The organism is Runella sp. R5_40 (assembly GCF_057652295.1).
Window position 1 is genome coordinate 85,344 of record NZ_JBYFCH010000022.1, and the last position, 13,058, is coordinate 98,401.

The window sequence follows — 13,058 nt, forward strand, 5'->3', positions numbered from 1 at the left end:
AAGATGTGTACCTTTGGGAAAAAATTCAGCCGTGAATCCTTCCGAAATCTACACCCAACGACAAGCCGTTTTTCAAGCACAAACCGAAGTAATCCAGCGCCGTTATAACCAACTTTCCACCGCTCGACTTGCTATTTTTATCTTGGCAGCCGCCGCTGTTTGGTGGTTTTCAAAAAGTGACCTTACGCTTGCCTTTTCCATCGGGTTTTTAGGGTTGGTTTTATTTGCGATTGTACTGCGCAAACACCAAAAAACCTCCCGACTTCTCCATCTTTATCGGATTTTAACTCAGCTCAACAAAGAAGAAACGGCAAGGTTGTCGCTTTCTTTTTTGAGAAAAGAAACGGGAGAAGAGTTTGCTCCGCCCAACCATCCGTATGCTTACGATTTGGATGTTTTTGGCAAACATTCACTTTTTAAACTCGTCAATCGGGCGCATACCAAAGTGGGGATGAAAACCTTGGCACATTGGTTACTTGCTCCCGCCGACCCCATCGAAATTACGGTTCGTCAGTTGGCCATTGCCGAGCTTACTCCCCTACTCGACTGGCGGCAAGAGTTTGAAGCTACCGCCGCCCTCGAAAAACAAATTTCTCAGTCCACCGAATTTTTATCACTTTGGCTCAAAGCAGGCGAAAATGAATCCATACTTCGCTGGAAGCGTTTTAGGTGGTTGCCCATCCTGACAATTTCGGGGATTATTGCGGCTTCTTTGGGGCTTATCCCTTGGTTGGTTATCGTCGCCGTATTGCTTTTTCACGGGTTTATTTTAAGCAAACTCAACGCTTCTGTCAAGGCGTATGCGGAGCAATCGGAGCAAATTGTCGGAACCTTGAAAGCTTACGCGGCTTTGTTTGAAAAAATTGAAAAACAGTCGTTTGAGTCCGCTAAACTACGACAACTCAAAAGTCAACTTACCACGGGCATCCCCGCCTCCAAAAGTATTCAGCAGCTTGCCAAAATGACCGAAAACCTCAACTTTCGGTTGAATCCGTACTTTATGCTGGCCATTGGCCTGCCTTCATTGTGGGATTTGCAATGGATGACCCAACTCGAAGTGTGGAAAAAGCGCCACCAAGACGACCTTGGACGGTGGTTTCACGTACTGGGTCAGTTTGAAGCTCTAAGTAGCTTCGCAGGCTTTGCTTATTCTAATCCGTCGTACCCGTTTGCAGAACTTTCTACCGAATCGTTTTACATCAAAACCAAGCACGTCGGCCATCCGCTGATTGCGGCTGACAAGCGCGTTTGTAACGACTTTGAACTACAAGGTTTGGGCCAAACGGCCATTATTACGGGTTCAAATATGTCAGGAAAAAGCACCTTTTTACGCACCATTGGCGTCAATACCATTTTGGCGCTGTCGGGCTCAGTCGTCTGTGCCGAACAGTTTTCGAGCGCTATTCTTCAGGTTTTTACCAGTATGCGAACGCAGGACTCGCTGGAAGAAAATACCTCTTCGTTTTATGCCGAGTTAAAGCGTTTACAGACTTTACTCAAACTTTCGGAAAGCTCGCCCATTCCTGTTTTTTACTTTTTGGACGAAATATTAAAGGGGACCAACTCCGTTGACCGTCACAAAGGCGCTGAGGCACTGATTCGCCAGCTTCATTTGCAAAAAGCCGCTGGGTTTATTTCTACCCACGACATTGAGCTAGGCGACATGGCCAACGAAGGGCAGTTTGCGCATAATTACAGTTTTTATTCTACCTTCACCGAAGGCAAATTACACTTCGACTATCAGTTGAAAGAAGGGGTTTGTCGTGAATTTAACGCGACAGCATTGATGCGACAAATTGGAATTGAAATTCCCTGAGGGACGCTGGGGACGTCGGGGTGTGAGCACCCCGACGCACATATGTGACCACCCCGACGCACTATTTTCCTTTAGTTTCGTTTGTTCCCGTCACGGCCGCTTTTAATTGCTCCAACTCCGTACGAAACGACTTAAATTCATTCTTATAGTGTGTGTTTTCGGATTCGAGTTGCTCAATGCGCTTCAATAACGCCTGCGTTGCCGACATGTTTAGCGTACTAAGCGCTTCATAGTCCACCGAACGAAAATCCGATACCTCTCGGCCATACACAAACACCGAAGTTGCGGCTACGAGCGATGTACCGTTATTTTTTATTTTAAACCCTTTTTCATTCACTGCCTCCACCTCAAATACTTCCTGCTTTTCTCCAAAAATGAGTTTCACTTTTTCCCCAACCGTAAGCTGGTGGTTGGACAACTCGACAAAGCTGTTTTGGATGTTGGCCAACCGATAAATGTCAGGAATGACATCGGTGGTTTTACTAACCGCCTGTGGGTAAACCGTTTCTACCTGTTGAGCAATCACTTTTTTGTGATGGCCGTTCCCTTTCCCAATTTTGTCTTTGAATTGGTAGTCCGTAATTTCGATTTTAGAAAGGGTTTCGAGGTCAGCAGTATTGTTTGTCTTTCCTTTGATGTCTTTGATACGGGCATCAGAGAAGGCATTGAATTCACTGGCCGCAATGCGATCTGACGTATAAAGCGAATAATAAGAAGTGCTGTTTGCCGAACCCGTCGAGCCATTGTTATTCAAGTAACCGTAGCTTAGATTGCTGAGTTGTGAACCAACGATGGAGAGCTTTGCCTTGCTTAAATCTGACGTTCCCATGCCAGCATTTCCTTTAATAGACATGTAGAATTTCTCGTCCTCGTTGTTATCTTTTATCGAAAACAGCCCTCCCGTTGTCATTTTACTTTTGATTGTAAATGTGACGTTTGAGTTAACTTCATTTATCCCTACATTCCCTTGATTAGTAACCGCTATCCCTTCATTGTCACCGTCTGAGGAAATCCACTTTCCAAATGTTTTTAGGTTGTTTGACAATTCGACCATTCCATTGGGAAGAACCGCGAATTTCGTTGCCTCGTTATAATCCACCGAAAAGTAGTTAAAAGCATTGATTCCTAGGTCAAAAAAGCTGGAAGGTGAATTTGTTTTATCGTAATATCGTGTTTTGGGATTGGCATTATTTCCTACATGAATTTGGGTCACAACGCTTTGATTTTTGATAGTTGCGTTGGGGAAATAGGAACCGGCATTGGGCATTTTCACCGACAAAAATTTAGCTTCTAAACTATCGTTAACCACCAATTTTTTCGTAGCAAAATCGCCATACAGAAGCGGTGGGGTATCCTTCCCATTCGCAATGTAAAGTTTATTGTTTCCTGCTTCGACAGCACCTGCATAATTGCCTATAAAAACATTCCCACTTCCTTTGTTGGCAAACCCTGCGGAAAAACCAACTGCAGTATTGTCTTCACCGGCCGGGTTACTTATCAAGGCATACGCCCCCAAAGCTACGCTGTTCGACCCCTGAATGTTGTTGAGTAAAGCATCAATTCCGACCGCCGTATTAGCGTTTCCAGTCGTGTTTTTTTGAAGTGCTTTTCGCCCAATACCGACATTACTATTACCTCCCGTATTGTATTGAAATGCGTTCGCTCCCAGTGCGGTGTTGTCTTGCGCAGTAGTATAAGTCGTATCAGCCCCTCCTACTTCTTCTCCCACATAGACATTTTTTCCCGAATCAAACGTCAGCAACCGTCCATGAACCACCAATAAATTACCCCTTATTTGAAGTTTTTGGGTAGGATTACTCACCCCTATCCCTACATTCCCCGTGAGATTGGCGTATTGATTCGTACCATTTTTAGTCCAAGTATTGCTTCCACTAAGCAACGTTGAGGGATTTACCCACGATGCTTTCCCGCTCGCATCGGATTGAAGCAGGTAGCCCACATTGGCTCCGTTGGTAAGCTGCAACGCCGTAGATTTGATGCTTTTTGCCTCAAGGCTGTCATTAATTACCAGTCTTTTTTTAGAAAAATCACCGTAAATCAACGGAGTAGAGGTGCTGGTGTTGGTAATATAGAGCTTATTACTGCCTGTTTCAGACGAGCCTGCGGAGTTTCCAAGGAAGACGTTTCCACTTCCTTTGTTGCTAAACCCAGCCCAGTTTCCTACCGCAACGTTTTCATTCCCGTCAACATTGTTTACCATAGAATAGGGTCCTATCGCAACGTTGAAGCCTCCTCCTACGAGCGAGTTCAGGGATTCGGTCCCTATTGATGTATTGAAGGTTCCTGTGGTATTACTCTGTAACGCTTTTCTACCTACTGCTACGTTGTTGTTCCCTGTTGTATTGTTCTGAAATGCGTTTGCTCCTATTGCTGTGTTGTGTTGGCCCTTCGTGTATGTTGTATCGCTGCCTCCAACTTCTTCTCCCACATAGACATTTTTTCCCGAATCATAGGTCAGAAGTCGGCCGTGCTCAACCAGTAAATTCCCTCTTAGGTGGATTTTTTGCGAAGGAGTCCCTACGCCAACGCCCACATTTCCAGTCACATTAGAGTATTGGTTATTTCCATTTTTAGTCCACGAAGTGCTTCCACCCGACAAGGCAGAAGGGTTTGCCCAACTTGCATTTCCATTGGCATCCGACTGAAGAATGTAGCCGTTTTGAGCACCATCACTCAATTGAATACTTTTTGCTTTTGCGTTTCCATTCACCTCCAACTTTGCCGTAGGTGAAGATGTACCAACCCCAACATTCCCTGAATAAGGGTTTAAAATCAAATCGCTATTTGTAATCAAAGAATTTCCAGCACGCCCCTGTATTTCGTTTCCACGCTCCCCAAGCAACAACCCTTTGTTATTGGCGGGAGTGGCTTTGTCAATGTTGGCAATCACCACGGGCTTATTTCCTGCGGTATTGATGTAAGTTATTGCATTTAAATTGGTTGTGTAACTTTCGCCAACCGAAAAAGGCGCTTGGGGGGCTGTATTCAAAATACCTACATTTCCGTAAACATCGCTATAAATACCTCCTTTGACCAATTGGGTTCCATTCCAAGTTGGGACAAAATAAGTCAACTGATTTCCCACTTTCGGATCCGTTTCTTTAAAACTAATCGACAAGCTCGACGGGTCTTTCCAAATCCCATTTCCAGTCGCATCTGATTGCAAAATATAACCGTTGGTTGCACCGTTGGTCAACTGAAAGTCCGTTGATTTTATTTTGCCCGCTACATCCAATTTACTGGTAGGAGTGGTTGTTCCAATACCGACATTTCCATCGTAAGCATTCAAAATCAAATCACCATTTGTGGTCAAATTATTACCTGAACGGCCTTGAATTTCGTTTCCCTGCTCTCCTATCATTATACCTTTATTATTGTCAGGAGTTGCGTTATCAATACTGGCAATGACTACTGGTTTGTTCTCGGAAGTGTTAAAATAAGTGATGGCATCTAAGTTGGTGGTGTAGCTTTTTCCTACCGACAGGGGGGCTTTAGGGTCATCGTTTAAAATTCCTATTTTTCCTCGGTGATCATCAAAAATCCCCCCTTTTACCAATTTGGTTCCATCCCAAGTTGGCACATAATCCATTAATTGGCTTCCTACTTTCGGGTCAGTTTCCGTAAAAGTTATTCCTAACGACGTTGGGTTTTTCCAAACCGCATTTCCCTGCGCATCCGATTGTAACACATATCCATTCGTCGCGCCGTTGGTGAGTTGAAAATTCGTCGTTTTTGTCGTGCCTGCTACTTCCAATTTATTCGTCGGCGACGTTACCCCGATCCCGATGTTACCGTTGTCAACCATTGTCCCGTCGGTCAGCTTCGTACCGTTCCATTTCGGTAACACATTGTTGGTCAACGTTCCCACTTTCGGGTCGGTTTCGCTGAAACTAATCGGTAAACTTGAAGGGTCTTTCCAAACCGCATTTCCGCTCGCGTCCGACTGCAAAATATAACCGTTCGTCGCGCCGTTGGTCAATTGTAAATTCGTCGTTTTTGTCGTACCTGCTACTTCCAATTTATTCGTCGGCGACGTTACCCCAATCCCAATGTTTCCGTTGTCAACCATTGTCCCGTCGGTCAGCTTCGTGCCGTTCCATTTCGGTAACACATTGTTGGTCAACGCCCCTACTTTTGGGTCAGTTTCGCTAAAAGTAATCGGCAGACTCGAAGGGTCTTTCCAAACCGCATTTCCGCTCGCGTCCGACTGCAAAATGTAACCGTTGGTCGCGCCGTTGGTCAATTGTAAATTCGTCGTTTTTGTCGTACCTGCGACTTCCAATTTATTCGTCGGCGACGTTACCCCAATCCCAATGTTGCCGTTGTCCACCATTGTCCCGTCGGTCAACTTCGTACCATTCCATTTCGGTAACGCATTGTTGGTCAACGCTCCCACCTTCGGGTCGGTTTCGCTGAAACTAATCGGTAAACTTGAAGGGTCTTTCCAAACCGCATTTCCGCTCGCGTCCGACTGCAAAATGTAACCGTTCGTCGCGCCATTGGTCAGTTGCAAATTCGTCGTTTTTGTCGTACCTGCTACTTCCAATTTATTCGTCGGCGACGTTACCCCAATCCCGATGTTACCGTTGTCCACCATTGTTCCGTCCGTCAGCTTTGTGCCATTCCACTTCGGCACACTATTCCTGCTCGATGAGCCCACTTTGGGGTCGCTCTCAGAAAAGCTAATTGGCAAACTTGACGGGCTTTTCCAGCTTGCATTTCCGTTGGCATCCGACTGCAAAATGTAGCCGTTCGTCGCGCCGTTGGTCAACTGGAAGTTCGTCGTTTTCGTCGTACCTGATGTTTCTATGGAAGCCGTTTTCAACGTTGAAGCAATTTCTACTTCTGTCGCTTTCAATTTCCCATTCACCTCTAGCTTTGAGCTAGGCGCTTCCGTTCCAATCCCCACGTTCACATTTTGATTCGGAAACATGGTCCCGTTGGCAACCGTCCAATAGTTAAAACCTGCCGCCGCTGGGTTTACCCACGTTCCGTTCCCTCCCGCATCCGATTGCAGAACAAACCCTGCTGTATTGGTGCCATTGTGCAACTGGAAACCATTCATTTTTACTTTTCCCGCCACGTCTAACTTTTCGCGAGGCGAACTGGTTCCAATCCCAATTTTATCCTCCTGAATATACAACATGTTATGAAACGCATTTTTTTCAATGATAAATGGGCGCGTTTGAAAAGTCGAGTCCACGATTTCAAATCGGTCTTGGGAGGTGCTTATGGCCCAATTACGGGTGTAGTTGGCAAAATTTATTTGTGAATTTGTCGCCAAGTTTGTTCCCAATTGAAAACGCGGTTTGGGCAATTGCAACAACAGCTGTTCGCGACCTACTTTTAAGCCTCGATCTAAACCATCGGGCGACAAGAAGTAATCTCCGACGTTGATATTTTGAGTCGCCGTATGGTTTCCCAAATTATCCGCCGACGGTTTGACCGTTATCAATTCTTTCCAATCTCCTCCCACACCTGTGTGGTACCAAATCGACTTCGTGTTGGTATCGAAAACCAATTGCCCCATCGTAACGGGCATTGTGATACGTTCGTTGGAAGTCATGCTTGGCAACCACACCCCATTAGGCGTAAAAGTAACCGACTGACTATAAACCGTTTTATTTCCAATAAGTAAAGACAAAATCAATGCAACCGCCAGCGCATAAGCGCGGCGCAAAATAACCTGTGAGTTCATAACAATGTGTAGTAAAGAGGTGGTGGAACAAAAAATAAAGGTGTGGAATTTGTTATAAAGTCAGCGTAGGGCGACTATGCCAAGGGTTAAATAATCCATTCGGATCACGTAGGGCACGTACTTCGTCGAGGCGTTTTAGATTATCCGCCGCCACAAAAGGAGCCATCCGCTGGTGAAGCCCTTCGTCGGCCAACTGAATTCCTGTGGACAAGTGATTGGCTTTTTCCATCCATCCTTTGGCCCAACTGCCGTAGTTTGGGATGTCGTTTGCGTCTTTCCATGTACCGTACAGGGCAATGTAAATGTTATCTTCCAGCGAATACGCCATGTCTTGTAGGCGCTTTGGCGGGTACCAATTAAGCCACAACATGTGCGAAGGCGCAGGTGGCAAGGTTTCAACCATACCTTTCAAATAAGGCATAAGCTCGTCGATGGAAGCTTTGGTCCACATATTATCGACTCCCCAATGGTGGTCGTCGGGGTAATGTGTCATCACAAAACGATACATCGACGACATATTGGCTTTCAAATAAGGCGTTTTGAAAAATGCTTTTTGCTTAATGGGACTATTCAACATAAACGCCTTGGCCTCATCGAGTTCGTCTTTGGTATCGGCAAAAATAGGCGCAACAGCCTCTATACCTGGCCCCAAAAACTTCAAAACTTTACGGCTTGTGAGCAACTGAAATTCGACGGCATCAGGCACACTCGGCCCAATTTCGTGCGCCCACCGAAACACATCTTCAAGGTGCTGAATATCAAAAACGTGGGTAATAGACCCGCAATAGGCAGGCTTCTTGAAAAGCCGTAAATGAAACGCCACTACTACGCCAAAAAATCCCCCGCCTGAACCCCGCGCTGCCCAATAAATATCCGAATTGTGGTGTTCGTTGGCATGAACATAGTCGCCATTGGCCGTAACCACGTCAATTCCAATGACATTTTCGCAGGCCATACCCAACTTTCGTCCGTTCCATCCAAAGCCTCCTTGAAGCAGATAACCGCCTACGCATACACCTTTGCAGTGCCCCGCAGGAAAAAACAAGTCTTGGTCAAACAAGGCCGTCAGCAACGTACTTCCTCCTACCCCTGGCCCTACTTTGGCCGTCATCGCCTCACGGTTTACCTCATACGCATCAAATTTTCGCATGTTAATCAACACGCTGTTGTTCCGAACGTGGTTGGCCGACCAACTGTGCCCTCCCGAACAAATACTAATGTGTTTTCCTTCTTTCCGAGCGTAATGAATGGTGTCAATAATGTCGTCGATGGTTTTGGGGGTTACCATCATATCGGGGCGGCGGCCTGGTTCCCATTGATTAAAAAGGGTATCCATAATGGCCCTATCAAAGCCTTTGTCTCCTTGTTGGATAATATCTCCTGAAATAGCAATTGGTTTCATGTTAAAATGGTTTTAAAGGGTTGGATTCGTGAAATTCGTGGTATAAGTCGGGCAAGATTTTGGCCAAATGATTCATTTCTTCGGAGCAATGCTGCAATAAGTCCTTCGCCTGACGTTCAGGCAGATGCGCAATTTTTGGCAAAACTGCTGACACCAGTTGAACCAACTTGTTTTCTCCCCTCAACTGAATGTGTTTTCCGCCCATCCAGAACCGCGAACGCATTTCGGCACCAACGGCAGTTTTGCGAACCTGGTGTACTAGCCAACCAAAATCAACGGGCAAATGCGGATACCCCAAACGTGCGCAGATATACACCACTTCATCCTTATCGGCAATCTGCTCCTCCGAAAATCCCAATGCAGTGGGATGAACAAACTGAATAGCTGCTTTTTCGAGGGAGGTTCCAATGTACTCTTCAATGATAGACGTACGACCGATGTACGCTTCATCGTCCCGCCCATCTTCCCAGCGAGCAGATTTGTGGGCAGCTGGATGCCATAATTTATAGCGATTATCTTGGCAACCGTGCCAGCCAAACCACCAGTCCCACATGGGAGGTGTTACGTGCAGCATAGGGGTTAGCACGGCCACGTGTAGCCCGCCGTCAGGCAGCATGAAGTACCCATTTTCAACCAAATCGTAGCCCTTGTTTGCCATTTTGGTCACCTCCTCAAAATCCAATGCTTCCGACGAGGGCAAGGCGTGTTCCAATGCCGCAGCTACATTGGCAGGAATTGAAGCAATCATATCGTTAAAAAACTTAGCAAAGGGATGTTCGAAATCGTCCGTTCGGTACCCCATGTAGGTAGCGTGGGTTGTCATGTTAAATTATTTTATACATTTTAGTTCAACAAAATTGTTTATATAAATCGCAAAAAATAAGGCGAAACGCCTTTTTCAATTCAACACCCTTCACAAGTGCTTACATTCCCTGATTACCAAGGGCATGCCACACAAAGCTTTTGATTTGTACCCTACGCTCCACCAAAAAAGCAGCCATTGCTTCGTCGCTACGTTTTTCTTTGGCTTTGATGTAATTATGCGCCAAGTAAGCCATTGAACATAAGCCATATATATGGAGCATTAGGTGTTCGCCCGTGATGTCCGCCTGTACCGTTCCTTGCTGTTTTGACTCCTCCAGCAACCGATCCAGCACTTTTGGAAGCTCATCCGACTGCCCCATCGCCATGAAATACGCAATTTCGGGCGATTCATTAAAAATATTGACCACGAAAGTCGGCAAGCCAGGCTTTAACGCACAAACATCGCACAACAAATCAATCAAACCGTTCACCATTTCTTTCAGGTCGCGGGGCTGGTTCAAAACTCCTTGGGCATGTTCGAGGACCACCCCAACCGACCGCTTTAGCACTTCCTGAAATAGTTCTTCTTTAGAATTGAAATAGTAGTGCATCATTGTCCGACTGATACCCGCTTCTTCCGCAATGAGCGAGGTTCGCGCCCCTTTAAATCCGTTGGCATGAAATACTTTTTCAGCAGCAGCTAAAATACGGTCTTTGGTATCGTGGTCGATTTTTGGCATTTACTCTTTCTTTTTCTCGACAAAATTGTTTATAAAAATATTTACTTCCAATTTTTTGCCCAAAAAATATTTTTTCACCCCGTGCAGCAGGTTGCTCACAACCTGCTTTCTCGTGCCAAGGGTTGCTCACAACCCGCTTTTTCCCGTACCAAGGGTTGCTCACAACCCGCTTTTTCCCGTACCAAGGGTTGCTCACAACCCAACCTGCACGCGCCAAAGGATGACCAGAAAAAGCCCCTAAAATTCAATTCGCCAATTCAGAATCGGCACTAGACCCAATTGTGTATCAAACTGCAAGCTTTTGGTGGCAGTATCGTAAAAAGGTTGGTATAAATTGAGCCGATTGAAGACATTTTGAACATCCAGTGAGAGTGTTGATGTGGTTTTTCGGCGGTTTTTGGTAAAGCTAACGCGGGTATCGAATCGAAAATAATTGGGCAGTTTCTCCTCGTAAGAGCGCTCATAGACCCTGACAGTCGCGTTACGTTTTTGGGATTGTGCTAAATCAATCGGAACGTAACGGTTGCCACCCGCCCACAGGCTTCGGATGTTGACGGCCAACGTATTGGTTTTCATTTTTCCCATTTTCCATTCTTTACCCAAAAGAATATTCTGCACAAAATTGCCATTAAAACGGCTATTGCGTTCAATGCCATCGCGGGCAGTGTATTTGGCTTGGTACACCGACGAGGTGAGAATAAAGTAAAAGCCATTTGTCAAAAACTTCTCTAGTGTGAAATCAATGCCATAATTCCGCCCTGTGCCTGTGCTTACCAACGAATCGGTGAGGTAGCCATCCATCAAATTGAGCATGGATTCCGTTTGTAAAAAAATGGTTTTAGCGTAGGCAGTTCCAATGGCAACGTCAAAATGACGCTGGTAATACGTTTCGACTTGCCAGCGCCAATCTTCACGCGGACGAAATTCATACCCCAACACAAAATGCGCTGATTTCATCAAATCCAAGTTTTTATTGGCTTGGGTAGTTGCCCCATTGGTGCTTTTAACTTCCGCAAAATAAGTCGATAGCGCTTCGATTCGGCTGTGTATGCCCAACCCCGCCGTCAAGGCATGGCGGGGCAAAACATTCCAACGAAATCCCGCCCGAGGTTCAACAGAAGTTTGGCCATTGACTCCCAGCCGAGTCGCGTGAAGCCCTGAAGTCAGCGTAAAAGTAGGTGAAGCACGAAATTTCCATTGACCGTACGCCTGTACAAGTGAGGTTTCACCGCGCTGGTTGACCGTCGTACTAAGGCGTGGCCCATCAATGGTCTGATTGAGCAAAACGAACCTCAAATCACTTACAATCAACCCCGTGCGAAGTGAATGCTGCGCGTTGATTTTATGATTCCATTGCAACGAAAGGCGGTAGGCTTGGTTCGTAAAATCTTCCTTTCGAACGTAAATTTGTTGCAAACGAGTCGCATCGTACGTTTGCCGATTAGCCGCCCAACTCAGCGTTGCATCTAGGTACGATTGGTTAGATAAAAAGTGCGTATAGTTCAACCCAACTACCGCACGGTCAGAATGAAACGCATCATTTTGGGTGGTACGGCGGCGAATTTGTCGGCTCAGTCCTCCCATTCCCCACAACGACAAAGTACTGTTTTTAGAAGTCGGGAAAAAGAATTTAAACGCCCCGTCTTGAAAATCTGGCGCTGCATCTCCAATGATTTCAATGCCCGCCCGCTTGATCATTTCGAGGGTCGAATAGCGGTAATTCACCAAATAAGAAGATTTCCCCGACGGCTTAAAAGGGCCTTCAGCGGCAATATCCGCTCCCAGTACCCCTACCTGCACCGAATATTCGCGTTTTTCGTGGTTTCCTTTGCGTAGTTTTAAATCAAAAACCCCCGAAGTAGCATTCCCGTATTCGGCTGGAAATGCCCCCGTAAAAAAGTCGGAGTTGCTCAACATATTGACACTCAAAGCACTAATTCCTCCTCCCGTTGCCCCTTCTTCGGCAAAATGATTTGGGTTCGGAATTTCCACACCTTCCATCCGCCACAATACACCTTTTGGGCTATTTCCTCTGATAATGAGCGCATTGCTTTGTTCATTATTGTTGGCCACTCCTGCGTAAGTAAGCGCCATACGCGCGGGGTCATTGATGGCTGCCGCGTATCGTTTGACCTGCTCTACCGAAAACGACCGTGCCGAAACTGTAGCCATTTCGTTCAGCGCAGTTCCGTTTTGCGGTGATGCTTTGACCGTAACCGTTTCCAATTGCTGAAGCGACTCCGTCAGCCGAATCGTAAGGTCAATCTCCTTTCCAGCCCCCACAACTAGCTCTTGAATGAGGCCATTTTCGTACCCCAAAAAAGATACTTTTAGCGTATGACGCCCCAGGGTGACGCCCGTAATTTTGAAAAAACCATTGACATCCGTTTGCGCCCCCAACAACGGCTGAACTGAGGCTACCACCACACTCGCTCCCACCAAAGGCTGCCTAGATTCTGCATCAATAACCTGACCTTTAATGGTTTGAGAAATATGTTGTCCCCAACCATTCATTGACCAGCATTGCAGTAGAAATAGACAACTTATGCCCAACCAGTATCTTTTAGCCATTGCTTT

Annotated in this window: 6 protein-coding genes; 1 reads left to right on the plus strand and 5 read right to left on the minus strand. The window is 46.1% G+C overall.

The genetic code is table 11. The features are described from left to right. The first annotated feature begins 31 nt into the window (after positions 1-31). Positions 32-1,816 (plus strand): MutS-related protein, encoded by a 1,785-nt coding sequence (locus AC23N5_RS26065; protein ID WP_487757788.1) that lies wholly within the window; start codon positions 32-34, stop codon positions 1,814-1,816. 61 nt (positions 1,817-1,877) lie between these two features. Here AC23N5_RS26065 and AC23N5_RS26070 read toward each other — a convergent pair whose 3' ends face one another. From AC23N5_RS26070 to AC23N5_RS26090, 5 genes are all read right to left on the minus strand, one after another. Further along, the gene (locus AC23N5_RS26070) at positions 1,878-7,535 is read right to left on the minus strand and encodes a tail fiber domain-containing protein (RefSeq protein ID WP_487757789.1); all 5,658 of its coding nucleotides are present in this window, start codon (positions 7,533-7,535) and stop codon (positions 1,878-1,880) included. Positions 7,536-7,587: 52 nt separating this feature from the next. Further along, on the minus strand, positions 7,588-8,937 hold the full coding sequence (locus AC23N5_RS26075; protein WP_487757790.1) for an FAD-binding oxidoreductase: 1,350 nt from the start codon (positions 8,935-8,937) through the stop codon (positions 7,588-7,590). A gap of 1 nt (position 8,938) precedes the next feature. After that, the gene (locus AC23N5_RS26080) at positions 8,939-9,760 is read right to left on the minus strand and encodes a DAPG hydrolase family protein (RefSeq protein WP_487757791.1); all 822 of its coding nucleotides are present in this window, start codon (positions 9,758-9,760) and stop codon (positions 8,939-8,941) included. A gap of 100 nt (positions 9,761-9,860) precedes the next feature. Continuing rightward, positions 9,861-10,481, minus strand: a complete 621-nt coding sequence (locus AC23N5_RS26085) for a TetR/AcrR family transcriptional regulator (protein WP_487757792.1) — start codon at positions 10,479-10,481, stop codon at positions 9,861-9,863. A 237-nt stretch (positions 10,482-10,718) separates the two neighbouring features. Continuing rightward, complete coding sequence (locus tag AC23N5_RS26090; RefSeq protein ID WP_487757793.1) at positions 10,719-13,052, minus strand: TonB-dependent receptor; 2,334 nt, start codon at positions 13,050-13,052, stop codon at positions 10,719-10,721. Positions 13,053-13,058 lie beyond the last annotated feature (6 nt).

Bases quoted from the DNA above. Each gene is read 5' to 3' on its own strand.
- AC23N5_RS26075 (WP_487757790.1), bottom strand. From the start codon at position 8,937: ATGAAACCAATTGCTATTTCAGGAGATATTATCCAACAAGGAGACAAA.
- AC23N5_RS26085 (WP_487757792.1), bottom strand. From the start codon at position 10,481: ATGCCAAAAATCGACCACGATACCAAAGACCGTATTTTAGCTGCTGCT.
- AC23N5_RS26090 (WP_487757793.1), bottom strand. From the start codon at position 13,052: ATGGCTAAAAGATACTGGTTGGGCATAAGTTGTCTATTTCTACTGCAA.
- AC23N5_RS26080 (WP_487757791.1), bottom strand. From the start codon at position 9,760: ATGACAACCCACGCTACCTACATGGGGTACCGAACGGACGATTTCGAA.
- AC23N5_RS26070 (WP_487757789.1), bottom strand. From the start codon at position 7,535: ATGAACTCACAGGTTATTTTGCGCCGCGCTTATGCGCTGGCGGTTGCA.